The organism is Lactiplantibacillus brownii, assembly GCF_031085375.1.
Lineage (GTDB): Bacteria > Bacillota > Bacilli > Lactobacillales > Lactobacillaceae > Lactiplantibacillus > Lactiplantibacillus brownii.
Genome location: NZ_JAVCWF010000001.1, coordinates 1054174 through 1079902 on the forward strand (window position 1 = coordinate 1054174; position 25729 = coordinate 1079902).

General features: G+C 44.4%; 25 protein-coding genes and 1 tRNA gene. 16 read left to right on the forward strand and 10 right to left on the reverse strand.

The window, feature by feature from the left end:
- Positions 1 to 53: 53 nt before the first annotated feature.
- Both RA086_RS04605 and RA086_RS04610 read right to left on the reverse strand, forming a co-directional pair.
- Positions 54 to 803: a DUF4811 domain-containing protein gene (locus RA086_RS04605; protein WP_308702711.1), complete on the reverse strand. Its 750-nt coding sequence runs from the start codon at positions 801 to 803 to the stop codon at positions 54 to 56.
- Positions 800 to 2242, reverse strand: coding sequence for an MDR family MFS transporter (locus RA086_RS04610; protein WP_308702712.1), 1443 nt, complete (start codon positions 2240 to 2242; stop codon positions 800 to 802). The genes RA086_RS04605 and RA086_RS04610 overlap by 4 nt, the downstream gene beginning before the upstream one ends.
- Before the next feature lie 167 nt (positions 2243 to 2409).
- On the opposite strand from RA086_RS04610, the gene RA086_RS04615 reads away from it, so the two are divergent.
- From RA086_RS04615 to RA086_RS04635, 5 genes are all read left to right on the forward strand, one after another.
- Positions 2410 to 2967 carry a TetR/AcrR family transcriptional regulator gene (locus RA086_RS04615; protein ID WP_308702713.1) on the forward strand — a complete coding sequence of 186 codons (558 nt, stop codon included), beginning with the start codon at positions 2410 to 2412 and terminating at the stop codon, positions 2965 to 2967.
- 142 nt (positions 2968 to 3109) lie between these two features.
- Positions 3110 to 3469: a PadR family transcriptional regulator gene (locus tag RA086_RS04620; RefSeq protein WP_308702714.1), complete on the forward strand. Its 360-nt coding sequence runs from the start codon at positions 3110 to 3112 to the stop codon at positions 3467 to 3469.
- Entirely contained in the window at positions 3453 to 4820 is a 1368-nt protein-coding gene (locus RA086_RS04625; protein WP_308702715.1) for a DUF4097 family beta strand repeat-containing protein, read from the forward strand. Before RA086_RS04620 ends, RA086_RS04625 begins: the two co-directional genes overlap by 17 nt.
- A 224-nt stretch (positions 4821 to 5044) precedes the next feature.
- Positions 5045 to 6370 carry a PTS transporter subunit EIIC gene (locus RA086_RS04630; protein ID WP_308702716.1) on the forward strand — a complete coding sequence of 442 codons (1326 nt, stop codon included), beginning with the start codon at positions 5045 to 5047 and terminating at the stop codon, positions 6368 to 6370.
- On the forward strand, positions 6360 to 7238 hold the full coding sequence (locus tag RA086_RS04635; protein ID WP_308702717.1) for an alpha/beta hydrolase: 879 nt from the start codon (positions 6360 to 6362) through the stop codon (positions 7236 to 7238). The genes RA086_RS04630 and RA086_RS04635 overlap by 11 nt, the downstream gene beginning before the upstream one ends.
- 269 nt (positions 7239 to 7507) lie before the next feature.
- Here the strand turns inward: RA086_RS04635 and RA086_RS04640 are convergent, their stop codons facing one another.
- Positions 7508 to 9019 (reverse strand): gluconokinase, encoded by a 1512-nt coding sequence (locus tag RA086_RS04640; protein WP_308702718.1) that lies wholly within the window; start codon positions 9017 to 9019, stop codon positions 7508 to 7510.
- Between the two features lie 104 nt (positions 9020 to 9123).
- On the opposite strand from RA086_RS04640, the gene RA086_RS04645 reads away from it, so the two are divergent.
- Together RA086_RS04645 and RA086_RS04650 are read left to right on the forward strand one after the other, a co-directional pair.
- Positions 9124 to 10014 carry a MurR/RpiR family transcriptional regulator gene (locus tag RA086_RS04645; RefSeq protein ID WP_308702719.1) on the forward strand — a complete coding sequence of 297 codons (891 nt, stop codon included), beginning with the start codon at positions 9124 to 9126 and terminating at the stop codon, positions 10012 to 10014.
- A gap of 28 nt (positions 10015 to 10042) precedes the next feature.
- The gene (locus RA086_RS04650) at positions 10043 to 10819 is read left to right on the forward strand and encodes a GH25 family lysozyme (protein WP_308702720.1); all 777 of its coding nucleotides are present in this window, start codon (positions 10043 to 10045) and stop codon (positions 10817 to 10819) included.
- 54 nt (positions 10820 to 10873) lie between these two features.
- Here RA086_RS04650 and RA086_RS04655 read toward each other — a convergent pair whose 3' ends face one another.
- Positions 10874 to 11257 (reverse strand): DUF4828 domain-containing protein, encoded by a 384-nt coding sequence (locus RA086_RS04655; protein ID WP_308702721.1) that lies wholly within the window; start codon positions 11255 to 11257, stop codon positions 10874 to 10876.
- 272 nt (positions 11258 to 11529) lie between these two features.
- On the opposite strand from RA086_RS04655, the gene RA086_RS04660 reads away from it, so the two are divergent.
- The 3 genes from RA086_RS04660 (at position 11530) to RA086_RS04670 (ending at position 14022) form a co-directional block, all read left to right on the forward strand.
- Entirely contained in the window at positions 11530 to 12540 is a 1011-nt protein-coding gene (locus RA086_RS04660; protein WP_308702722.1) for a Gfo/Idh/MocA family protein, read from the forward strand.
- Between the two features lie 12 nt (positions 12541 to 12552).
- Positions 12553 to 13899: a DEAD/DEAH box helicase gene (locus RA086_RS04665; RefSeq protein WP_308702723.1), complete on the forward strand. Its 1347-nt coding sequence runs from the start codon at positions 12553 to 12555 to the stop codon at positions 13897 to 13899.
- Positions 13900 to 13949: 50 nt separating this feature from the next.
- Positions 13950 to 14022: transfer RNA gene (locus RA086_RS04670), tRNA-Arg, on the forward strand.
- Between the two features lie 92 nt (positions 14023 to 14114).
- Here the strand turns inward: RA086_RS04670 and RA086_RS04675 are convergent.
- On the reverse strand, positions 14115 to 14888 hold the full coding sequence (locus tag RA086_RS04675) for a DUF1828 domain-containing protein (RefSeq protein WP_308702724.1): 774 nt from the start codon (positions 14886 to 14888) through the stop codon (positions 14115 to 14117).
- 35 nt (positions 14889 to 14923) lie between these two features.
- The gene (locus RA086_RS15945) at positions 14924 to 15133 is read right to left on the reverse strand and encodes a DUF6978 family protein (protein ID WP_407659083.1); all 210 of its coding nucleotides are present in this window, start codon (positions 15131 to 15133) and stop codon (positions 14924 to 14926) included.
- Between the two features lie 372 nt (positions 15134 to 15505).
- Here RA086_RS15945 and RA086_RS04680 point away from each other — a divergent pair, with 372 nt between their 5' ends.
- A complete protein-coding gene (locus RA086_RS04680) occupies positions 15506 to 16042 on the forward strand; it encodes a DUF1697 domain-containing protein (protein WP_308702725.1) in 537 nt (178 codons plus the stop codon).
- Positions 16043 to 16100: 58 nt separating this feature from the next.
- Here RA086_RS04680 and RA086_RS04685 read toward each other — a convergent pair whose 3' ends face one another.
- Positions 16101 to 16541, reverse strand: a complete 441-nt coding sequence (locus RA086_RS04685; protein ID WP_308702726.1) for a universal stress protein — start codon at positions 16539 to 16541, stop codon at positions 16101 to 16103.
- A gap of 138 nt (positions 16542 to 16679) precedes the next feature.
- Here RA086_RS04685 and RA086_RS04690 point away from each other — a divergent pair, with 138 nt between their 5' ends.
- A complete protein-coding gene (locus tag RA086_RS04690; protein ID WP_308702727.1) occupies positions 16680 to 17996 on the forward strand; it encodes a PTS transporter subunit EIIC in 1317 nt (438 codons plus the stop codon).
- A complete protein-coding gene (locus tag RA086_RS04695; protein WP_308702728.1) occupies positions 17986 to 18849 on the forward strand; it encodes an alpha/beta hydrolase in 864 nt (287 codons plus the stop codon). The genes RA086_RS04690 and RA086_RS04695 overlap by 11 nt, the downstream gene beginning before the upstream one ends.
- A gap of 59 nt (positions 18850 to 18908) precedes the next feature.
- On the opposite strand, the gene RA086_RS04700 is transcribed toward RA086_RS04695, so the two are convergent.
- Both RA086_RS04700 and RA086_RS04705 read right to left on the reverse strand, forming a co-directional pair.
- Positions 18909 to 19730, reverse strand: a complete 822-nt coding sequence (locus RA086_RS04700; protein ID WP_308702431.1) for an IS3 family transposase — start codon at positions 19728 to 19730, stop codon at positions 18909 to 18911.
- Between the two features lie 38 nt (positions 19731 to 19768).
- Positions 19769 to 20296 (reverse strand): helix-turn-helix domain-containing protein, encoded by a 528-nt coding sequence (locus RA086_RS04705; protein WP_308702430.1) that lies wholly within the window; start codon positions 20294 to 20296, stop codon positions 19769 to 19771.
- 496 nt (positions 20297 to 20792) lie between these two features.
- On the opposite strand from RA086_RS04705, the gene RA086_RS04710 reads away from it, so the two are divergent.
- The 3 genes from RA086_RS04710 to RA086_RS04720 all read left to right on the forward strand — a co-directional run bounded on the left by RA086_RS04710 (position 20793) and on the right by RA086_RS04720 (position 23792).
- The gene (locus RA086_RS04710; protein WP_308702729.1) at positions 20793 to 21239 is read left to right on the forward strand and encodes a hypothetical protein; all 447 of its coding nucleotides are present in this window, start codon (positions 20793 to 20795) and stop codon (positions 21237 to 21239) included.
- Positions 21240 to 21781: 542 nt separating this feature from the next.
- The gene (locus RA086_RS04715) at positions 21782 to 22345 is read left to right on the forward strand and encodes a hypothetical protein (RefSeq protein ID WP_308702730.1); all 564 of its coding nucleotides are present in this window, start codon (positions 21782 to 21784) and stop codon (positions 22343 to 22345) included.
- Positions 22346 to 22553: 208 nt separating this feature from the next.
- The gene (locus RA086_RS04720; RefSeq protein WP_308702118.1) at positions 22554 to 23792 is read left to right on the forward strand and encodes an ISL3-like element IS1165 family transposase; all 1239 of its coding nucleotides are present in this window, start codon (positions 22554 to 22556) and stop codon (positions 23790 to 23792) included.
- A gap of 182 nt (positions 23793 to 23974) precedes the next feature.
- Here the strand turns inward: RA086_RS04720 and gdhA are convergent, their stop codons facing one another.
- Positions 23975 to 25330 (reverse strand): NADP-specific glutamate dehydrogenase, encoded by a 1356-nt coding sequence (gene gdhA / locus RA086_RS04725; RefSeq protein ID WP_308702731.1) that lies wholly within the window; start codon positions 25328 to 25330, stop codon positions 23975 to 23977.
- Between the last annotated feature and the right edge of the window lie 399 nt (positions 25331 to 25729).

Below are 25729 nucleotides of genomic sequence, written 5' to 3' on the forward strand. Positions count from 1 at the left end.
TTTGGCCTAAAAAAGACATCAAGCCCTAAATTGGGATTGATGTCTTTTAATATTTAATGAATGGACCGCGACTGAGCGGCTTTGATCAATTGTGCCAGTCGAACGGGTTCCTGTTGCTTGGCTGCAGCGGTTGCCGCTTGTTCAACTTTTTTAGTCAATGCGGCAAGTTGTTTCGTTGATAAGGTTGGATCAGCGGTGCGTGCGGCTTGGACTTTGGCAGTGACGGCTGCTTTGACCGCTACGGAAGCTTGGGTTTCAGCAGTCTTCGCTTGTTTTTCGAGCCATTTGGCTTGGCTGACGCTTAATGTCGCCCAAGTTTTCGGCAAGACAAAGGTATTTTGACGTTTAATTAAAGTGGTGTGTACCCCGGTATCCTCGTAAAGCCAGCGCCAAAAGTGAGTCTCATAAGTCCAGCGCGTTGTTTTAGTGATCAAGGTGGCCGACTTCACGTTAGCCGTTTTAACGTGATTAGTCGTTTTTAAATTAATCGCGGTATGTTGCCGTTTGTTGGTTGTCGTAGTCCGATAAACGTAAATTTTTTCGGTGTTGGACTGCTTAACTGGTTCAAATAACAATAAGTTGACGTATTGATTAGAAACAGCTGATTTTAAAGTGGTCCTTTGTGTCGTCGTTGTTTGACGCATGCCCCAATGTTGGGTATCGTTACCGATCATTAGAATGGCGGCCCCGACCAATAAGATCAAGCCGAGATCGCCAACAACATGTCGCTGCCAACCTTTTTTGAAAGCCAAATAACCGACAATAAAACCAATTAACCCCAGACTTAAAATAATCAGAATCATTGAATGTCACCAGCTTTCGGAGTGCGTTTAACCAGTAGGGCGAAAATCATGCCGAGCATACCCATTGCCGTAGCAACTAAGAAAGCGGCATGGAAACCTTGCATCGCTGCGGCATAACTCTGATCGCGATAAGCCAAGGGGGCACTAGTGAGGAGGGCTTTGACCGGTTTGGCATTGGCCGTGACATTTGCGAGCACACTGCCTAAAATGGCGGTCCCCATTGAAGTCATGATCTGGCGCATCGTACTGTTAATCGCCGTCCCATGGCTGAGCTGAATTCCTCGTAGATCAACCGAACTTGCCGCCGTTAATGGCATGGCAACTAAGGCGACACCACTCATTAACACGACATATTCCATGATAATGTAAGTGTAAGGTGTGTGTTGCGTGAGCATCGCAAATGGCAATGTCCCAAGGGTGAGTAGGAACGTCCCCATCAATGCCAGTCGGCGGCCACCAATATGGTCATAGGCGCGACCACTAATTAGGCTGATGACGCCATAAAGTAGCGCTCCTGGTAAGATCATTAACCCAGATTCTAGAGGCGATAATCCTCGGACATTTTGCAAATACATCGGTAAGACCACTTGAATCCCAATCATGGCGGTATTTGCGAGCGCCGTGATCATCGATGCAATGGTAAATGATGGAATTTTGAGTAAACGAAGATTTAACAGTGGCTGCGCTTGTGGCCACTCCCGCCGAACAAAAGCAGCTATGAAAATGAGACCGAGCAGAATGCTAATGATGACTGTTTTAGATGTCCAGCCGTCATTACCAACCGAAGAAAAACCGTATAATAAACTACCGAAACCAATCGTTGACCAAGCAATCGCCCAGCCATCAATCGGAGATTTTTTCAGCGGAATGACGGGGCGGACGGTGTAGCAGGCCAAGACTAGCACGATTAAAACTGGCGGAATCATCATGCCAAATAAATCACGCCAACTTGCATTGTCTAAGATCCAGCCAGAAACAGTCGGTCCTAAGGCTGGGGCTAAACCGATGACAATACCACCGAGGCCCATCATTGCGCCACGTTTTTCCGGCGGATAGATGACTAGTAAGACGGTTTGAATCGTGGGAAAAGTCACCCCAATACCGACCGCTTGCACGAGTCGACCTAAAAGAATTAATTGAAAATTACTAGCGGTGTAACTAATAATCAAGCCAATCAAAAAACAACTCAAAGCGGCCGTGTAGATCAACCGTAAGCTGAAATTGTTCAATAACCAGGCACTGACCGGGATCATGATCCCCATGACGAGCAACGAGCCGGTCGTCAGCCATTGGACGGTCGCACTTGAGATTGAGAAGCGCGACATCATCGTCGGATAAGCCGTTACGAGCATGTTAGTGGTTAGTGCAGTACAAAAAGTCCCTAAAACTAATGTGAGCGTTAGCCAGAGTTGACTATAACGTTTACCATTCGTATCCATTATTTTTTTAGCCTCATTTAATAGTAATTTTAAACTGTTTAAATCAGTTTAGAGCCATTATAAGCTATTTCTTAAAAAAAATAAACTGATGGGTGGCGTTTACATAACTAACTTAATAAAATGGGTTATAATAAGACACATATGAATCACGAGGGTGGGGAAATAACATGGTTAAAAGAAGAACACTAACCCAAGCAAAAGTGTTGGCTACGGCCAACCAACTAATTGAAGCAAATGGATTGAATGGTCTAACGATTCGCGATTTAGCGGTGGCGTTAGATGTGCGCCCACAATCTATTTATAATTATGTTGATAGTTTAAGCGATTTACTGGATCAGGTCGGGCTGCAATTCGTCCAAGGCGTTACGGATCGATTGACTGAGCAATTGAATAATGCAAGTAAAGAAGAAAAGCTGATGGTTTTTGCGCAAGAATTCCGTGATGCTTGCAAACGGCACGTTGGTTTAGCGCCATTATTATTGAGCCTAACGGATTCGGTGAAGAGTCCCAAGACACAAAAGGCCTTAATAAAACTCTATCAAGATATGTTTAGACCACTTCAATTGGACGATAGCTCACGGGTTGAAAATACCTTGTATCGTTCAACGTTGTTTGGTTTTATCATCCAAGAACTAGGTGGCTTTTTCACGTTGTCGCCCGCAGAACTGGATACCCGGTTCACACAAGTCATGCAACTGGCGATTGATCAGGAAAATGTGCAATAATCTATAAAACGCAAAACACTAACTTTGACGAGTTAGTGTTTTTTTGAACCAATTACTTTGACACACACAGTAATTGGTGGTAAATTATATTTATTGAAATTACTGTGTGACACATAATAGTTTGTTTGAAAGGAAGGTCAGCATGCAACCGGAGATTTCGAAAGAAACGATCCGTGGTCATACCACAACGATCGTACTGAATATTTTGGCTCAGGGTGACAGTTATGGTTATGCCATTGCGAAGACAATCAAGCGGTTGAGTCATGGCGCTTATGATATTAATGAAGCGACACTCTACACGGTTTTTCGTCGGCTGGAAAAAAACGGCGAGATCACCAGTTATTGGGGAAGTGAGACCCAAGGTGGCCGACGAAAGTATTATCAAATTTCTGCGCAAGGTCGGCAGACGTTAGCTCACAATATTGAAGAATGGCATTTTGCTAAGAAAGTTATTGATGATTTGATTTTAGGAAGGATTGACGCAGATGACAGAAAAGATTGAACAATTAGTTGTGATGCGCTTAAATACTTATTTCAAAACCCAAACGATGACGCCAGCTTTGACGGAGTTAAAAACGGAATTGGCGACAGATTTAAATGAAGCAGCGAACGATAAAGCGGCTAATGGGCGTGATCCTGAAGCCGCGGTGGCAGAAGCTTTCAGTGATTTTGGTGACATTAACGCTTTGATTCAGCAAATTAATGCCGAAAACGGCAACAATCAAAATCTACATGCGCATCATGTGGTGATGGATGATGATGGTATTGAAATTAATGATGGTGAAACGTTGAAAATCAACGCTGATGGTATTTATTTGAATGGCGGCCGATCTTTTAGCGCGGACGCTGACGGCGTATCTATTAATAATGGCGCCATTAAGGCGGATAGTGATGGACTAAAACTTGGCAATATCGTCATCAACAGTGACGGCATCAATCGTCAGACCCAACCAGATTTTCGGCCAGACTTTGGTGAACCGGTCCCACCAGTAAATCTCGCGGGTGAATATCATGATAGTTTGAGCTTGGTCAACGAACAACGCTTTGAGTTAGCAACGATTAAGGACTTATCAATCGCTTACCGTTCAGCACGGGTCAAAGTCTTACCAACGGTTGGTGGCGAAGATGAAATTATCGTTCGCGAGTACATGAACCATAACAATGCCGCCTATAATGCGGTGACGACACAAACTGGGTCTGCGTTGACGATCGAACAAGGCAAAGTGCCTTTCCTGATTCCATTGCGGGTCCATGTCCAAATCCTGATACCAGTTAAATTTACCGGTGACTTAAAATTGGCTAGTCATTCAGGGTCGGTCTTGATGGCTGGCTTACCGCAATTGAAGCGCGTTAATTTACGGGTAACGAGTGGTAGTTGTAAAGTTGATACAGTGGTTGCGCAAGCCTTCAGCGCGGATGTGGTTTCAGGAAGCTTAGCTATGAACCATGTTCAGGTTGCTGAACAATTAGGCATGTTGGTCAAGAGTGGACGGCTCAAGATGACGGCGGTACAAGCCGGACAGTATACCGTCAATGTGACTAGCGGTAGTATTCAAGGAACGCAACTTATTGGTAGTGGGAGTTGGACTGCTAGATCGGGATCGATGAAGTTGGCGTTTGATCAACTGACAGGCAATCTTAATTTGAACGCTAAAAGTGGGACAATTAAATTTGAACTACCGGCGGATGCGAGCTACCACTATGAATTGGAAGCCCATAGTGGTCGAGTGATTGCACCAGCGAACGCGCAACCAGAACACCTTGCGGATGGCTATCAAACGGGTCAAGTTGGCGCAGCACCAAAATATAAAGTGCAAGGCCGCACGACTTCTGGATCAATTCATTTGTATTAAGATTAACATTTAGGCATAAAATTAATGAACAGGGACTGATTTGGTGAAACTACCGGTCAGTGCCTGTTTTTTATGATGACCAAAGTCCCGATAGCCCTTTTAGATCAACGCGAGTAATGAATTAGCCTGATCTTTCTGAAAGTTCACGTAAACTTTTCTTTTCAGTTTGTAAATAAACGGGCTATAATCAAAGCAACGAGTAAACAGAGAGCGGGGATTTCACGATGGGGATTAGTGAACAACAAATTATTAAACGGCTGGTACCGACCGTTTTGCGGGTGCGCCAGACTGATTTCTATCGGGTGATCCAACGCACCGTGATGCTGACTTTTCCTTTTGTGTTGATTGGGAGTTTCAGTCAAATTATTCAGGTCACCTTGTTAACGAAGACTGGTTTTTTGGCAAGCATCTTTCATCTCTCCACTTGGGTGCCTTATTATAAATATCTACATTATCCTTTTGATAGTCTAACCAGTTTAACTTTGGATAGTGTTGCGATTGTGGCGGCGTTTGGGGCCGCCAAATACTATGCAAAATTACATCATCGTGATGACCAGTTGGCAGGATTGAGCGGGGCAATTGCGTTGTTACTGATTGCCTATCAATATTCTGATCAGTCTCCGGATATGTTTAACGACATTTTACTGGGAACTAATGGCCTGACCAGTGCCATTCTAGTCGGGATGGTGATTGGGCTGTTATTCCGTTGGTTTGGTCGACCAGCCGATGAACCGCAAGAATCGCATACTTCTCAGATCCTTGATCGGACTTTTGCGTCTTTGTTACCAATGACGTTAGGATTCTTATTGGCGGTGGGTGTGGGCTTAGCTTTGAATTGGTTCATGTTATTTGATTATTCAGAACAGACTTTGGATCAACTCCAGAAAATCGCGACGACCAGTCATAGTGGGTTAATGACTTTTGGGATGGCGGCGTTAACGCTATTGATGGAAATTTTCGGCTTTGCTGGGCCGTTTCAACAGCGGCTCCTTGCCAATACCCCAACAATGACGACCAATCTCAATTATGCGCTCAGCCATCACTCGGCAATGCACGTGCCCTATCGGTATACCGCGCACACTTTATACGATGCTTTCGGGACATTCGGTGGTACAGGGATGTTGCTGGCACTTATTATTGCGATTGTGATCAGTAGTCATAATCATAATTATCATGTGGTTGCACGCTGGAGCTTGGTGCCGGCGCTGTTTAATAGCAATGGTCCAATGATGACAGGGTTGCCAGTGCTCTACAATCCGATCTATTTGATCCCATTTATCGTTGCGCCGCTGGTCAATATGGCCATCGGTGCGATCGCCATTTGGCTACAATGGTTACCGCCGATGGTCTATCCGGTTCCACTAGGGACGCCGGGACCACTGATCGCGTTTATTGGGACGAATGGTAACCTAGTTGCGTTATTGCTTGGTGGCGTGGATTTGGTGATTTCCGTGTTGATCTATTTGCCGTTTATGCGCTTAGCGGAAGCCACGCTACATGCCGCGCATGAGGAAAGTCTGCGAACGGAGATGACGAGCAATGAAAATTAATCTTTTTCAACGTCGACGCCGAAATAGTCTGCGGGTCTTACTGTTGGTTGCACTTTTCATTGCGGCACTGATCTGGCCGGCGTATCAATGGACCCAAGCCAACGTTAAATCAATGGCGGGGCGGCATGATTCGCGGCTGTCACCGGTCATTTTGATTCCGGGGAGTAGTGCGACACAAAACCGTTTTGATCGACTAGTGACTCAGTTGAATAAGGCAGATAAACAGCGACATAGTTTAATCAAATTGACGGTTAAAACGGATGGAACGGTCAAATCAACTGGCACATTGCGACCACGTGATAACGAGCCATTTATTGTGGTTGGTTTTGAAAATAATAAAGATGGTTATAGTAATATTCAAAAACAAGCGCGTTGGTTTTCTATTGCCTTTAAACAGCTTGCGCGTCGCTATCAGTTTAATAATTTTAAGGCGATTGGTCATTCCAACGGTGGTCTGATCTATACGTATTTCTTTGAGCATTATTTTACACGGGATGATATTACTGTGAAAAAATTGATGACGATTGGGTCGCCATATAACTTTTCGGAACCCAACCTCAGTCACAAGACACAAATGTTAGCGGACTTTATCAAATACCGTGATCAACTTCCGAAGCAATTAGCCGTCTTCTCTGTGGCGGGGACGGAAAATTATGATTCGGATGGGCTAGTGCCTGCGCGCAGTGTGGAAGCCGGCAAGTATGTGTATCAAGGACGTGTCAAGCACTATACCGAAGTGACGGTGACCGGTGATAACGCGCAACACTCGGATCTCCCACAGAATGAACAGATTGTTAGCTTGATTCAGGAATACATTTTAGATAGCAAAAAGAAGACGCCAACTAAATCACTGGTGGGTGCTAACTAACGAACCTATTAAGAATTTCGTCTCCGTCTTGCGGCCAAAATTTTACAGCTTAAAAGTTAGTCAAACACTAACTTTGGTAAATTCCTCCAGTTTAGTGTCTCGAAACAATTTATGGACTGGTCTACTCTGATTTAGTCCAGCCCAACCGGAGCGGCAAACAACGGCCTATTAACAACTATGAGCACTCAAAAAAGCAATTGGTCCTGACTTCACATTAATGAGTCAGGGCCAATTGCTTTTTTACGGTCATCAATCCCATGTACTGGGGGTTATTTGAATTTAGCGAGTTCTTTAAAAATCGGTTGATATGCCTCCGCGAGTTGTTCGTAGATGGGGAAGAGGGCCTGATAGGTCTGAACGTTGGTTGGGTTTGGCACTTGCGAGGTGGTGTTACCCACCAAGTGATGAACTTCAGCCAAGTTCGTGATTAGGCCGAGACTCTCAAAGCCTAAAACAGCGGCACCTAGACTTGACCCCTCGGTACTAGCAGGGACGGTGACGGTAGTATCAAAAATATCTGCTAGGATTTGCCGCCAGGTCGTCGAGCGAGCGAAGCCACCGGTTGCTTGTAAGTTGGTGAATGGTCCGGTTAAGGCTTGGACCATCTTTGCCACGTGTGCGAGGTTGAAAATGATGCCTTCCATGGCGGCCCGCGCCATCTCAGCACGCGTGTGGCGAGCGGTTAAGCCGAAGTAAGCGCCGCGCGCATTTGCATCCCAAAGTGGCGCTCGTTCGCCATTGAGATACGGATGCATCAAGAGACCATGGCTTCCGGCAGGCACCTTAGCTGCTAGACTGGTGATCAGGTCGTAAGTACTTTGACCGGTGGTTGCGTTTGCGGCAGTTTCTGCGGCAAACAGCGTTTCTTGAACCCAATGAAGGACGTTACCACCATTATTGACGGGACCACCTACGACCCAACGATGTGGGGCTAAATAATAACAAAATAGCCGACCTTCTGGATCGAGTTTGGGAGTATCGGTGACGACTCGCACCGCTCCGGAAGTCCCAATTGTCACGGCGGCAATCCCAGGATCAATCGCATTAACGCCTAAATTTGCCAGACAGCCATCACTGGCGCCCACAATAAGGGGCGTGGCGGGTGATAAATGTAACGTGGCAGCCAGTTGTGGGTCAAAACCAGTCAATTGTGTCGTGGTATCAACCAGTTGTGGCAGTTGCGTGGCTTGAACTTGTGCCAGTTTCAAAGCTTGGGCATCCCAGTCAAAGGTTTGCAGATTAAATAGCCCAGTCGCGTTTGCCAACGAATAATCGGTCACGAGTTGGCCGCAAAGCCGATGTAAAATATAGGCTTTGATATCCACGAACCAACGGGCTTGTTGATGCAAAGTCGGTTGTGTTTGTGCCAGCCAGACTAGTTTTGAGAGTGGCGTCATTGGATGTAGCGGGGTTCCGGTATGGCGGTATAACTCGTGGGCGTTCGGTAGCGCACGTAATTGTGCCGCGGCCGCCGCAGCGCGGTTGTCCGCCCAAGTATACATGCGGGTGAGTGGGACGAATTGGTCATCAAGTAAGATCAAGCTATGCATGGCGGCGGAAAAGCTCAGGCCAGCGACTGGCTGGGTTGCTTTAGCCGCTACGGCCGTAATGCCTGCCACGACGGCGTCATAAATTGCCGTGGGACTTTCTTCTGCCATGCCAGGGACCGTTTGATACAGCGGGTAACCGTGATTTTCACTGGCGATGATTTTGCCAGCTTGATTATATAAAATGACTTTGGTACTGGTAGTGCCAATGTCGACGCCAATAATTTCTGCCATAATTGTGTCCTTTCACTGAGTGATTACTCCTAGTTTAGTCAACTTTGGTAGCGGTCGCAACGAGAAATGTCCGACGATTTGTTAAATTGTGGTAAAATTTGGTCATGGAGGTGGGCAGCGTGTCTGCAAAAGCCACACATCGTAATCGCGTTTTGACCTTGATCCGGTCGTATTACCCGAACTTGAGTCACACGGATCGCAAAATTGCGGATTACATCGTTCAGGACCCCGTGAAGACGGCAGCCCTATCAATTTCAGACTTAGCCGCGGCAGTGGGGGTTTCCACAGCCACTATCTCGCGGTTCGTCAAACGAATCAGTTTTAATAATTTTCGCGATTTTTCTCGCGAACTGACTGCGGCGGAACCATTAGAACGAACCAACGCCGAGGCCTTTCGTGATGTTGAAAAACAAACTACGTTGAAGGGAATTGCGAACTCGACCTTTAACAGTATCCGTAGTTCGCTTGACCAGACCAGTCAGGTGATGACCGAGACAGATTTGGCGCAAGCAGTCAAATTGTTGACAACCGCGCGGAGCATCGGCTTTTACGGGCTAGGTGGTTCAGCGGTCGCCGCCTTAGATGGTTATCATAAATTTGTGCGGACCGGCATTCCTTGTGCGCACAATAGTGATTATGATATGCAACTCATGCAGGCGGCTCAAATGACTGCGAAAGATGTTGCTGTCGTTATTTCACATACTGGTCGCAACCAACAAACGTTACAAATTTTAGCAACATTGGCGACGCAACATGTGCCGGTGATTGCGTTGACAAGCTTTGGCAATTCTCCTCTGGCGCAGGCTAGTACCGTTGCGTTTATTTCGGTCGCCGAGGAAGTTAATTATCGATCAGAAGGCTTAACATCTTTGATCGCACAGATGAGTATTATTGATAGTTTGTTCTTAATGACGGCGGTCCACGGTAACGATAAAATGGCCGCCAGTTTAAGCCGCGTCCGGCGAGCAATCAGCCAAACGCGGACGGAACTTTAGTTAGATTTTGTAAGATGGGATGGATGGTATGACGAAACGACAACAATTTCGGCCGGTATATGCCAAAACACGGGGCGCAAAATGGCGCCATCGTTTGGGCTGGCTACTGGTGTTGTTGCTCATTGCGGGGCTCGTTTGGGGCGGGATGCAATGGCTACATCACCGACAAGCCGCGGTCGTTAAAGGGTTTGATGTCCGGGGCATCGCAGTCACGCAGAATGACGGCTATTTAGATTTTGATGCGCTGGCTCAGGACGGTTTAAAGTTTGTGTATTTAAAATCAACCCAAGGTGCGAGTTATACGGATGATAATTTTTCTAGCAATTATTCACGGATCTTAGGCACAAACTTGGGGGTTGGCGTTTCACAAGTGTTTAGTTTTTCCAGTTCTGGGAAGGCTCAAGCCGCTTATTTTGAAAAGGTGGTCAATAACAATATTGGTAATCTGCCGATTGCCATTCAAGTCCAATATTATGGCGACTATACGGCAAAAACAGTTGACGTGAAAAGGGCGCAAAACCAGTTGCGTACCTTGGTGTTGAAACTTACGGATCATTATGACCGAAGTTGCGTCATTTGGTCGACACCTAGCGTCGCCAAGCAAATCGTCAAACCTGTGATCAAGCAATCGCCATTGTGGCTGGACACCAGTAATACGCAGCATCGTCCGACACGTGTCTTATTCATGAGTTATTCGCAACGAGCAGTCTATCGTCAAAATGGGACCAGCCAAGAATTTACCGGCGTACTCTTTAATGGCGGTAATGAGGCTTATCAAAAATTAGTGGCCGCTGGGTTGAACTAAAGGTTTAACCGGCCAAAGAGACAAAAATTGCGACCACCAAATGGGTCGCAATTTTTAATCGGCGGCTTGGTCAACTGCACTCGGCGAAAGAATCACATAATTGCGATTGTCCGCTTCGTCGAATAGGCTGACTGGCCGTTGTTCGTTGGCTTTCACTTCCAAGTGGAAGCCATATTTATCAAGAAGCACTAATTCACTCGGTGAAATTGATTCCACCGTTGCAGGCATCCCGCGGCCATCGATTCGGATGATCATGTTTGGATCAATTTCGAGCTTATGATCCCGGTGATGTTCTTCGTCGCGATAGGTCCAAGTGCCTGCATAAAAGACTGCTAAGTCACCCGTTGCAGTTTTTGAAGTGTGCTGTTTGCGGAAAAATGTGCTTGAGAGTCCTGCTAGTAATGATAAGCCAAATAGAATGGCGCCACGTCGCTTCACCGGATCAACCTTCTTTCATTAAGTTTACTCTTAGAATATACCACTAATGAAAGGGGCACGTCACGCAATAACTGATTCTTAGCAAAGCTTTTAGAACACTGTTACTTGTTGGTAATGAAAGTAACATTTCGTAAAATAATTGATGGCCTAATGTGTCCAACAAAATTGCTGAAAGCAGATATTTAATTAAAAAAACTGGTAAACTATAATTATCAATAACTTTAGTTCTGCGTAAATTAAACCGGTTACATGAATTTGGAAGGAGTCTTAGTATGTTAAAATTAGGAATCATTGGGACGAATTGGATTACTCAACAATTTATTGACGCTGCTAATGAATCTGGTGAGTGGCAGTTGACCACGGTGTATTCGCGACATTTGGCACGCGCTAAAGAATTCGCGGCGCACAATCATGCGACAGAAACTTTTACTGACTTAGAACAATTTTTTAGTCAGGGAAGTTTTGATGCGGTCTACATTGCTTCGCCCAATAGTTTACACTTCGAACAGGCTAAACTGGCGCTAGAGCATGAGAAACATGTGATTGTCGAGAAGCCAGCGGTGGCTAATCAGGCTGAGTTTGAAGCATTGGATGCTTGTTTACAAGCTCATCCGAACTGTTTATTGTTTGAAGCCGCGCGTCAAATTCATGAAGTGAACTTCAAACGTGTTCAGGATCAATTGGCTAAAATGACCCAGATTCAAGGCGCAACGTTGACTTATATGAAATATTCGTCACGTTATGATGCGGTTTTAGCGGGGGAAGAACCTAATATCTTCTCACTAGACTTCGCTGGTGGCGCATTACAAGACTTGGGTGTTTACTTGGTTTACGATGCTGTGGGTTGGTTTGGTATGCCCGAAGCCGCGACTTACTATCCAACGTTGATCCGAACCAAAGTTGATGGCAAAGGCGTGGCCGTTTTGCGTTACCCAGACTATACGGTAACTTTAAATATTGGCAAAACGAGTAATTCGTTCTTGCCGTCTGAAATCAATGGTCGCCGCGACGCACTCTTAATGGATAACGCCGCTGAACTTGGACGTATCATCTATCACAATGACAAAGGTGAGTCAGAAAACATTGGGGTGGAACCAGATGATAACCCAATGTTGGCGGAAGCCCGTGACTTTGCGGCAGTCATCAATGATCCGGCTGGTCATCAAACTGAATATCAAGCATGGCGGCAACTCAGTCGCGATGTTAATAAATTATTATTTAATTTACGGCAATCTGGTCACATCTATTTTAAAGATGCAGAATTTAATTTGCCGACTAAATAGAAACGAGGAACTATGTTAGACGTATTTAAGGAAAAATTTGCCGCGGCGGGATTCACCGAAATGTCGCCGATTCAAACGGCAGTTGCCACACCAATGGCCGCTGGAACGTCAGTCTTAGGACTAGCGCCGACCGGTTCTGGTAAAACACTGGCCTTTACTTGGCCAATGTTGGAAAGTTTACGCGTGGGTGAGGGGACACAAGCCTTGATTTTAGCCCCTTCACAAGAACTTGCCATGCAAACGACGGGGGTTGTCCGTGAATGGGCGCAACTTATTGACGCAAAAGTCTTAGCCATTACTGGTGGCGCCAATGTTAAGCGTCAGACCGAAAAGCTTAAACAACATCCAGAAGTTGTGGTTGGGACACCAGGTCGAGTGACCAATTTAATTGCGGATGGTAAGCTCAAATTGGGCCATTTGAAGTTGATGATCATTGACGAAGCCGATGAATTGTTGACAGATGAAACGTTAGACCAAATTCGTGAAATCTTGGATGCGACATTTGCAGAAACGTTACAATTGGGCTTCTTCTCTGCGACCGAGACAAAGATCTTAGATGAATTGCCACGTTGGTTTGGGCAAAGCGTTGAAAAGATCGATGTGCGGGCAATTGATGAAACCCAAGGTGTTGTGCGGCATCGGACGATGGAAGTAGGTAACCGTCACCGGGTTGACTTATTGAAACGGATCAGTCGTGTGGATCATTTGCGGGCGTTGGTCTTTTTCAACAAGATGCAAGAGTTGCAACACGTTTCACTAGAGTTACGCCATCAACATGTCAGTTACGTGGCATTGACCAGTAACCAGCGACAAGTCGAACGTGAAAAAGCGCTACGCTTATTCCGTCAAGGCAAGGTCGAATTACTGTTGACGACCGACTTGGCCGCGCGAGGCTTAGATGTGCCAGAACTCCCAGCAGTGATCAATTATCAGCTGCCTAAAGATGTGACGACTTATATTCATCGTAGTGGCCGTACGGGACGGATGGGCGCAGAAGGTCTGGTTTTAACTTTAGGTGATGACCATGATATTCGAGACTTTAAGAAAATGATGAAGTCAACGGATTATGAGGTGAAACCGGGGTATTTGGTGGATTATCAAATTGTGGATACGAAACCTGATAAAGTTAAACCAGCGTTGACCTTTGACCACCCAAGTCGTGTGACTGAAGCTGCCAATGGTCGCCATCGTGTTGAAGGTGCGGGTCATCCTGATACCGTGAAACGTGGTGCGGCACCAAGCCAGCCCGTTTCAGTTCGTGCGAGTGAATTTGAGACGCCTAAGAAACATAAGGGGCACAATAAGCACTCTAAGAAAAAGGGTATGCGAAAGAAGAACCGCGATCGGTTTAGTAAGTAACGATTGAAAATTATTTCAATCCGTGAGATGATATTTTACGGATTGATTTTGGCCCCATAGCACAACTGGATAGGGCACCCGCCTCCTAAGCGGTTGATTCCGGTTCAAGTCCGGATGGGGTCATGATAAAATCGCTTCACACCAACGCGTTAAGCCGGTGTGAAGCGATTTTTTGTCGGTAGGATTTAGCTTATAATGACGTCTTATCCGCACGATTATTTTGCTAATTGTTTGACATAATCTGAACGTTTTGAAAATGGAATTGCAATGATATTCTCAGAGCCAAACAGATTTAGTATGGTGCTATCAATTGGTTCTTCATCGTTAATAATTGCATAAAAAGAAGTGTTAGGGCGAGTTTCTTTGGTTTGGATTGTATCCATAGTAATGGATTTTGCATAATATTCATTACTAGAAGTATTCATAGTTTTAATTAATTTTTCTGGTATATCTCTAATTCCGGGGATTGAGAAGTCATAATGATGAATCATTCCAGATGGGCCGATAATATTTGGACCATTGGTGACACGGATATTATGAGATTCAAAGAAGGTGGCCACCTCATTAATAAATAAAGAAGTGATTCTTTTATTTGAAAGCATAAACATATCATTGGTAAAAAGCATCGCTTGTATCAACAAATTTTGTTTTATCGGATATTCCTCAATAGATGTTTCGATAAAGAGTTCATTATTCTCGATATTTATTTTCACTGAAAAAGCATTCAATTGTTCTTTAAGTACACTCAGTCGTTTCTTGGATCTGGCTAAATACACACCATCAGATTCCAAATCATCAAGGACATAACCATAGTCGGTTAGCTTTATGCGGTTATTTCCCTCTGTTACAGCATAAAGGACAATGGCATCGCTATGTCTATCTAAAAAAGGCGTATCGATTCTGGTAACGCCTGCTTGTATTGCCGACAGAGTGATGTTCTGTTTATAAAAAACTTCAACTGTTTTTCTTAACTCTGAAATAGATGACATCAAGAACGCTCCTTTCGAAGAATTAACAGACGTGATTATTCTTCGTACTGTTCAGTATTAGTATAAATTAGAAACTGCTCTAAGGCTATAAATAACGTTGTAATATCATTAATTTCATCAGGAAGTGGAACTGCCACGGCGTCTTTTCTGAGGCCATCTATCTTATGGTAGATGTGCATATGATTTTGTGGTATTTCAACACCGTTTGGATTTAAATGAGTCCCATTATGACTATCAATGCGAATAAGGGAATAAGGATGTCATTAGTTGTCATAAATCTAATGTGTAAAATATTTTTGCACAATCTAAGCAATGATAGTCATGTGATTTATTTAAGCGAATATCACTGGTGGTTAGGGTAAACATGTCATTAGTTAAAACAGCTACAGTCTGTGGTTGTCATCTATAAACTCCGCAGGTATTGGTAAATTCTATTTGTGTTAATGATAGAAAATTCTATTGCCTGTTATCACAAATGAAAAAGTCGGCTCCTAAATGACGGCTAACTTTTGGCCCGACCGATGATATAATGACTTGAGATGATAACGAGACGACTGGTTATACCAAAGCGTGACGGTAACCAATCACATGATAATGATTGAAATGGAGAACGACTAATGACTTATTTATTACTATTACGTGGCGTCAACGTGGGTGGTCATCACCGCGTACCCATGGCGACTTTACGGGAGTTGTTTGTGGCTGCGGGCTGTACGCAGGTCCATTCCTATATCAACAGTGGCAATTTATTCTTTACTAGTGCCCAAACCGTGCCGGCAGTTGAACAACTTACTGCGACTATTTTGACCACTAATTTTGAGTTTCCTATTGATTTTCGAATCTTGACCGAAACTGAATTTATGGCAGACCTGGCACAAGCACCGAGTTGGTGGGGCCAAGCGCCCACTTTACGCCATAATGCGTTGTTCAAATTGTGCACTTATGAGCACGACCATGATACCTGGTTACCGACGAAGTTGACGGCTTATGATCAAGTCTTGATTACGCCCAACGTTATTTTTTGGACGTCGACACTACGGGTTAATTTTAGTCGATCATTTTATTCGAAATTGCTAGGCACCGCCTTTTACCAGCAAACGAGTGCGCGTAATTTTAACACGACGATGAAATTAAAAACGTTATTTTTCAACTAAAAAACGACTCTGGCATTTTAAATTAACCAGAGTCGTTTTTGTATTTTAAGTGAGTTGATTAGCGAATGACGATGACATTACATGGGGCGTGGTCGACCACATAACTGGTCGTTGAACCCACCGCAACCCGGTGAGGAGAATCTTTGCCAGTTGCCCCTAAAACAATTAAATCTATTTCAGAATGTTGTTTGGCGTATGCTTCAATCAAGCGTTTAGGATTGCCATACGCCACTTCATCTTTGAAGACGGGGACGGTGGTGGTCTGAACGAATTTACGTCGGTCAGCCATGGCCGCTTCTGCGTGTGACCCCTCGGCATTCAGCAATTCAGTCAAAACAGGGTCGAGCGCTGGGGTATGATATGCACTATCATCCACAACGTACAGCGCCGTTAACTTCGCCTGATGCCGCTGGGCAATATTGACCGCTTCATTAAACGCGGTTTGTGCAGCCGCTGAACTGTCCACGGGAACTAACACATGCTGATAAGTACTTGGCATGATTAACCACCTCCATTAATTTGCCTTAATCATAACGGATTACGAGACGTTTAGGAAGCTAAATGCACCTTTAAAGTAAGTCTAATAGCCTAATTATGTTGGAACGGGTATATTATAACTAACATTGGTTTAGAGGGGATGAGTCGGATTAAGCAAGTTGCGAATCAGTTGTTGAAATGGGAAGACTGGATTAATCACCAACGCTATTTTCACGCGTTACGTTCAACCTTAACTTTGCTATTTCCATTCGTGTTGATCGGAGCATTTATTAATATCTTTAATCAGGCTATTTTTCAAAGAAACGGGTTTTTAAATCATATTTATTATTTGAGTCATTGGTTGCCCGGTTTTAAAACGATGACGCTTTATACCACACTATTGAGTTTGACGGTCAATGGCCTAATTGCGGTTGTCGCAGCATTTACGGCGGCGAACTTTGCGGTTCGAAGCCTACGTCGGGATAACTTATTGGCAGGGTTAACGGCGGCGTTGAGCTTTTGTTTGCTGAATTTCAATTACGCCGCCTTTACTAAAAATAATCAGACCGACAGCGCACAATTTTTAATGGGTAACTTGGGCTCACAAGGTATTTTTCTGGCACTGTTAGTCGGATTAGTGACGGGCTGGCTGTTCAACCACTTAGCCTTTAAGCCGCATACGCACCAATTGGTTGAGACGCGCCGTCATTTGCTTAGTCGAGCGAAGGATAATTGGTTGCCAATGGGGGTTTCGCTAGGTGGTTTTAGTGTACTTAGCTATGGCATTGGTCTAATCAGTAAAAATGGCCTAAATGGGTTATTCTATAGTGTTTTCCGGCTACCATTTGCCAATCCAGGTTCTGTGTTATTAATGATAATCAGTGTTACTTTTCTCAGTAATTTCTTCTGGTTGATTGGCATTATTGGGCCAATTGATTTCAGTGGTAATAGTTCGGTCAGTACCGTCCAAAACTTAGAATACGCCTTGCAACACGGTTCGGCTTGGGGGGCTCCCAACCCCATTACCCTCCACACGGTATTTGATAGTTTTGCCAACGTGGGTGGACCGGGGATGACGTTAGCGCTCGTGATTGCAATTTTGTGGCGCTCGCATAACCAAGACTTTCGTACGGTTGCCAAGGCCAGTTGGCTACCGAGTTTGTTCAATTTTAATCAACCATTGCTTGTTGGATTGCCAATTATGTTCAGTCCAATCTTGGCCGTGCCGTTTTTGTTGGCGCCGTTGGCCAGTTTGTTGATTACTTGGACAGCATTGAAGCTTCAGTTAATGCCGCCGGTGGTTTATCCCGTTGGCCGAACCATGCCGGGCTTTTTGATGGGGTGGTTAGGTACGGGTGGTGATTGGCGTGCGTTAGCCGTCAGTTTGGTTAATCTAGCGGTAGCGACGGTAATCTATTTGCCATTCGTTTTGCTAGAAAATCGGGTCGTTGAAGGGGGTGCCACGGATGCGGCGTAATTGGTGGCGTTGGTTAGTTGGCGTGATCTTGTTGATAGCGGTTTGTTGGCCCGCCTATACTTGGTCCAAAGCAAATATTAAAACGTTGAAAAGTGCTGGTCGAACTCGGATGGCCCCTGTTATTATGATTCCCGGATCGAGTGCGAGTCAAAATCGTTTCGATGATCTGATCACAGAACTGGGTAAAGAAACGCCGCAAAAGCACAGTGTTTTAAAGTTAACGGTGCAGACGGATGGCAAAATTAAATATAGTGGGTCCATTCGGCAAAATGATAATCAGCCGTTCATTATTGTCGCGTTTGCGAATAACCACGATGGTAAAGCCAACATCGATAAGCAGGCCGTGTGGCTCAATATTGCGTTTAAGGCGCTGATTAAAACATATCAGTTTAATCATTTTCGGGCGTTGGGGCATTCGAATGGTGGGCTGATTTGGACATTGTTTCTAGAACGTTATTTGAAGCAGTCACCAAAAGTGCACATTGATCGGCTAATGACGATTGCGGCACCTTTTAATATGGAATCAACGAGTACCACGACGAAGACTGGCATGTTTAAGGAACTGTATCAATATCGACAAGGGCTCCCAGATAGTCTGACTGCTTACTCGATTGCGGGTACTGAAAACTACACAAGTGACGGCACCGTCCCGTATAACAGTGTTAATTTTGGTAAGTATATTTTTCAAGATGAGGTTAAGCATTTTACGGAAATCACAGTGACCGGTGCCAATACGGCACATTCAGATTTACCGCAAAATAAGCAAATCGTTGCCTTGATTCGACAATACTTGTTGGACGAAAATGTCCCTAATAAAATTCGGAAACAAAATCAGCAACAAATGCGCCAATAACAAAATGAGCCTGGGAAAATTGAAGTGCAATAGAAAAGTTAGACAAATGGTAATTTAATTTATGCTGCTAAGGCTTGAGTCCTGTAACTTATAGGGCTTAAGCCTTTTGTCTTCATTGAAATTCGATCATGATTAAACCATTCAATATAAGCGTTTAGGATACCGCGTAATTCGGTAATATTCTTGATCTTGTATTGGTTCAAACACTCCCGCTTAAGTAGACTAAAGAAACTCTCTACGGGTGCGTTATCATGACAATTCCCTTTTCGGGACATGCTTTGAATAATGCCCATTTCTTTGAGCTTTGATTGATAACCAGGAATTTGATATTGCCATCCTTGGTCGGAATGGAGGATTGGGTGAAGATCATTTGGAATATGCTTTTGGGCTGTCCTTAAGGTCGCTTTGATTAGCTTCTTATTAGGTGAATAACTTGTCACTGCTGAGAGCACTTCCTTACTGGCTTCGTCAATAATGACTGAGATATAGCTCCATTTACCATTATATAGTGCCACTTGGGTTACATCAGTGTGCAAGACAGTTAAAGGCTTGGTGGCGTTGAACTTTTGTTTGAGCAAGTTCGGCGCAATCTTACCAACGGTCCCCTTATAGGAGCTATATTTGCCAGTATGTTTGGAGAATAAGGTCACTTTAAGATCCATATCGGTCATGATTTTTCGAATTGTTTCTTCGGAATACGTGAATCCAGCATCGATGGCCTCTTTATGCATACGTCGATAACCATAGCTGGCTCCAGAATTAACATATTCCTGTCGAATAAAATGTTTGACCTTAGCGTATTTATCAGGTTTGTGGTTACGCTTTAAACGGTCATAATAAGTCGCTCTAGGCAATTTAAGCTTGCGTAGTAGTTCCTTCAACGGATATCGCGACCGTAACTTAGAGACAATATTAGCTTTTACTTTGGTTGTTTCCTGGTTATGGTCGCTAGTGTTTTTAAAATGTCACGATCCAATTCAGCGTTGTGCAGTTGCCGCTTTAATTCAGTGATTTGTTGTTTGTATTTTTCCTCTTTAGTTGCGGTTAATCGTTTTGGGGAGCGGTTTTGATTCTTATGTTTACTCATGGTTGACCTTCTTCCACGAGGTTTAGGACGCAATCCAGCCACACCTTGTTCCTGGTAAATTTTCATCCAACTATTAGCCTGGCTACTGGAAATTCCAAAGTGAATTGCGGCTTGGTTACGACTGATCTCGTGAGTTTGAATATAGTCTACCACGCTTATCTTATAATCCTGTGAATACTTGTTACGATGATGACTTACTTTTAGTGAACTCATACCATGAACTTGAGCACGTTTTACCCATGAAGAAACAGTACTATGCCGGGCAATCTGATACTTTTGTTGTAATTCATTTAATCCAATCCCCCCATCCAAATATTCATGAACCACCTTAGCTTTAAATTTACTGCTATATTTAGTCATAATAAAAACCCCACAATCGTTAGACTCATCTGTCTAACAATTGTAGGGCACTTCAAAATTCCAGACTCATTTTTGCTGATTCTAGGTTCGACAGTGAGTTACCGGCGAGTATGGCGGCTAGATCGATGGTGCTTAATGACTTTTGTTTTATGTGCGCGCACGGGACGCCTGAATTTCAATCGCAAGCGTAAGACAGTCCGTGGTGTGGCGCGGCGGGCCGCGTTAGCCGTTAGTGTGGGTGTACAGGCAAGGCTGGCGGTGATCCCCAAAGTTAACGCCAGCAAGCCGAGTCGTGGTAATTTCATCCCATAATTCCCCCTCAATGATGTCTTAAGGTTACCGGTTTAAGTCTAGAAGGTCAATTGTGGTTGGCTGATTATTTACCAAACTTTTACACAGTGTTAATGAAGAATTAACGAAAACTGTCGGAATATGATTGTATTTTGGCAGGGTTTCCTTTAAGGTGAAGATATTAACAAAAAGGGAGTTACTAACAATGAATATTGAAATTTTAAACTCAGCCATCCAAGATCTTCATTTCCAAATCATTTATGATCGCGATGAAAGTAAAGACGAACCTGGCAAGGGCCAATTCAGTTACACGCCAGCCAACGATGATGTTAAAAAGACATTTGGTGATGATGTTGTCCAGGCACAACTTGAAGTAACTTATAAAGAAGACATGTACGATTTATCAGCGACTGTTTTTGCCATTGTTCGTTTAAGTGGCGAATTAGTTGGGATCATCGAACGTCAATCCAACGATAAGAAGATTGAAGACGATGAACAAGCGATGTTAGATAACTTGAATAATGCGATTATCCCAGCATTGTCCGCAAAAGCCCGGGCATATGCCGCATTGCTTTCAACCGAAGCCAGCAACTTTGCCATCATGCCAGCTGACTTTGATAATCAACAAGCAAACTCAACTGACGCTGAATAAGGTCAAACAGGATTGGTTTACCAAATTTTTTGGTAAGCCTTTTTTCATTCTAAAGACTACACTTATGCCTGAAATAAGCTGGTTATTTAGTTAAAAAGTGTTAATTAGTTGTCTGTAAAAAGTTAGGCTTTAGATTGTGTAACCGCTAACAAGCATGCTATAATGTGTTCGAGCCTAGATATGAACTGTGAACTAACCTCGGCGATCAGTTGGAAGTGTCAAAAGGTTTTTTGGAGGATTTTGCCATTATCGCATTGGTTCGTCGCGCTTAATAGTCCTTGTCAAAGATGGGGGTGGCGGTTTGAGTGAAGTTGAGCCGTCAACACACATACTTTTTCAATCTGCAACTGCGCACATAGAATTGGCAACCATAACGACGATCAAGTAAGTAGTGCCTGAATCACGGCTTTGACGTGATTTGGACACTATTTTTTTGCTTCAAACAGGGGGCATTGATACGACAAGTTCAATAACCCTTGCGTTCAAATAGCTGAAAACGGCATTGTGAAAGCGTATACTTAATGGTGAGGGGAGTGACCGACATGTTTAAACCAATGGCATCAGTTTTTACGAATCATCAGATTGCTGGGCATTACCGTGCCATCGATCGAGCTCAGAAGTGCATCGTGCCATTTCATTTTGAAATTCAAGGCGTTGAGTATCCGAAACCAGCCCGGGAACGGAACTGGCTGCGGCGCTTATCCGGAACGCGTAGTGAAAAGTATGCAGTGGTGGAGTTAACACCAACGAAAGTGATCTTGTGGTCGCCTGAACAACGTAATTTAGGTGAGATGGCCTTAGCTGATGTGAAGTTGATTCAAGTCGGCGCGATCCGTTGGCACGTGACGCAAGGACTAGATCCGCGCCATGCTTTTCGAGCAACGATCTTTGTGGTGACTGATAAAGGTAATTATTATTTTGCAAATTCTGATATGGAAGTTTTACCCGCAATTTTTAAGTTTGCACATAGCCACCAGATTCCGGTGGAAGATCCATTACGATTATTGCCATTATTGAAACTCGGTTGGAAAGTCGCGGCAGTGACGTTGCACGAAACCTATGCACAATTATGTGAGCATACCGGCTATCCAAATTCTAAAGTTTAATCTTAATAAACACTAAAACACCCCTTACAGGTTTGAGCCTGTAAGGGGTGTTTTAGTGTTTGGCTTTTTTTGGGTCTAGAATTTTTGGTGTTGGAAAGTATTTCCATTCCAAAAGTACTAGGCCCTTTTTGATAACAAAAAAAGCATCTAAGCCTCCCTAGTGCTATGCTTTAAGCGACTAAACTCAAGATAAGCGGGGTAGGAATAGATGTCTCAACTAGATAATACACTTAAATTACTGGGAATTACAGACACAAACATTCAGGTGTTCGGTACTCGTGAGGAATTTAATGGTCGGGGCTCGGGTCGCAAAAAGTATTTGGTCATCCAGGCAGAGCTTACCTACACACTCAGGCGCTGTCCCAGCTGTGGATACAATACGTTGCACCCTAACGGACACAAGCTCACTCATGTCCACATTTCAGGACCCATGGACCGGCCCGTAATTCTAGAGCTAAACAAGCAACGCTGGCGTTGTAGTAACTGCCATAGCACTTGTACGGCCACCACTCCAGTGGTATCAACCAACCACGCCATCGGTCACGGACTAGCGACTCATGTGCTGAAGCTAGCCAGTAAATCACTCCCGGCTAAGACTATCGCCAGTCTCACCGGTATTTCGACAAACTCAGTTCAGCGTATTTTGACGGCTAATATTCATCCACACGCGAGCCGCCGGTTACCGATTAATCTATGCTTTGATGAATTCCGTTCCACGCACGGCTCCATGTCGTTTATTTGCATTGACGCCGACACTCACAAATCAGTTAAAGTACTTAGCGACCGCCTTAATAGAACCATCAAACAGTTCTTTCTTAGTCAGTACAGCACCGTAGAACGGGCCGCGGTTCAACGCGTCATCATGGACATGAACGCCTCCTATCAGGCATTCGTGCACGAACTATTCCCTAACGCCGAACTCATTATTGATCGGTTCCACATTATTCAATTAATGGGCCGGACGATGGATACCATTCGCACTCAATGTTTAAAGCAACTCGACAAGCATTCGCGGGAATATAAAGTACTGAAATCACTATGGCGCCTATTCCACAAGGCCACCCCTGACGCACAAAAGAGCCGCTACCTCTTCGGCCTGAATGAGTACTCGACCGAACAGAACGCTATTGATATTGGAACCGATACGTTTCCGGCCTTCAAAACAGCTTATGAAACCTACATCGATCTCCACGATGCTTTGATGGGGCGTCACGCTGATGAACTCAAGAATATCATCACTAACTATCAGCCTAACGGCACGCCCCTAGATACGGCCATGCATACCCTACGAAAGAATCTTAATGGAGTAATTAATGCCGCCAAATCGTCCTACTCTAACGGACCGATAGAAGGCATCAACCGTAAGATCAAGGAGCTCAAACGTGCTTGTTATGGCTTCTCCAATCAGGCCAATATGTTCACACGCGTCTACCAGCTGATTGCCTAGATTATCTACCACAATAACGTCACGATGGTAGGCTTATTTGTTATGCCTTCAAGTACGATATTCAGACGACACACCAGATTAAACGCCGCAACTAATAAAAAAACAAAAAAGATCTCCCACACGAGGAGATCTCCAAAGGATAGAAACTATCCTTCAACACCATTTGACAAAGAGCCCTTTTTTTAAACGAGACCTTGTGCTAACATCGCATCGGCAACTTTAGTAAAGCCGGCAATATTGGCACCGCTCAAGTAGTCACCACTGACATGATACTCGTCAGCTGCGGCAACCGATTGTGCAAAAATCGTTTGCATGATCTTTTTCAAACGGGCGTCAACTTCCTCGAAAGTCCAGCTTAAACGCATGCTATTTTGACTCATTTCTAACGCTGAGACTGCAACACCACCAGCATTGGCAGCTTTAGCAGGTCCGTATAGCAGGTGAGCGGCTTGATAGGCAGCGATAGCTTCAGGTGAACTTGGCATATTAGCACCTTCAGCAACAGCTTTAGCGCCGTTAGCAATCACGATTTGTGCTTTATCAGCGTCAATTTCGTTTTGCGTGGCACAAGGGAGCACGATATCGTAGTTTAATTTGGCTGTCCAGACGGAACCGGTGTGATATGATGCGCTGTCAATGCGGTCAGCGTAATCTTTAATACGTCCACGTTCCACTTCTTTGATCTGTTTAACGGTTTCAAAGTCGATCCCATTTTCATCAATCACGTAGCCATTGGAATCGGAGCAAGTAATCACTTTGCCACCAAGTTCAGTGACTTTTTGAATCGCATAGATGGCAACATTACCCGCGCCAGAAATAGCGACCCTTTGACCAGCAAAAGTTAGGTGATTGGTTTGCAACATTTCAGCCGTGTAGTAAGCCAAACCGTAACCAGTAGCTTCGGTTCGAGCTAGTGAGCCGCCATAAGAAAGGCCTTTACCAGTCAAGACACCACGATCTGCGCCACGCAACCGCTTGTATTGGCCGTATAAGTAGCCGATTTCGCGACCACCGACGCCAATATCACCAGCAGGAACGTCGGTATCAAGGCCAATATATTTGCTGAGCTCGGTCATGAAACTTTGACAAAAACGCATGATTTCATTGTCGGATTTACCCTTGGGATCGAAATCAGACCCACCTTTGCCACCACCAATTGGTAAACCAGTGAGGGCATTTTTGAAGATCTGTTCGAAACCTAAAAATTTTACGATACTCAGGTTCACGGAAGGGTGGAGCCGCAATCCGCCTTTATAAGGGCCGATGGCAGAGTTGAATTGAACCCGGAACCCGCGATTGATCCGTGCGTGACCAGCGTCATCTAACCAAGGTACTCGGAATTGAATGACACGTTCTGGTTCGGTTAACCGTTCCAAAATGTTGGCGTCGATATATTCAGGATGTGCCTCAAAAACAGGCGTCATCGTTTTAAAGAAGTCATGGACGGCTTCCAAAAATTCGGATTGGTTCGGATCGCGTTGTTCAATAATGCTGTAAACCTGTTGTAAATAGTCGGTTGCTTTGCTCAATATGATCATCCTTCCATGTATACGTTAACTATGACTCATATTCTAATGGTTTTGTTCGTAAAATGCACGAGTTAAATTGACTAACTTTTAGTGACTTTTTAGTGATTATGCCACACAACTGTCTAAAGCGACTGATGCCTAGCAATAACCACATTGATAACTAGCTGTTCTGGTTAGGTTGGGAGACAGCTGAAACATTTTCATCTTACGTCAATCAGTGATTCTAATAGTGATTGGTTTTTTATTAGGTCCTAATAGTGTCACTACCTTTTGATTAAAGCCATAATTTAACGTCGGAGTGGACCAGTTTGTTTGTCGCGCCCTACAGACCGATTTTTGGCTGCAGGTCTGCCCCCCACGGCGAACAAACTGGTCCACGGAGACGGGGAGGTAACCAACTATATAAGT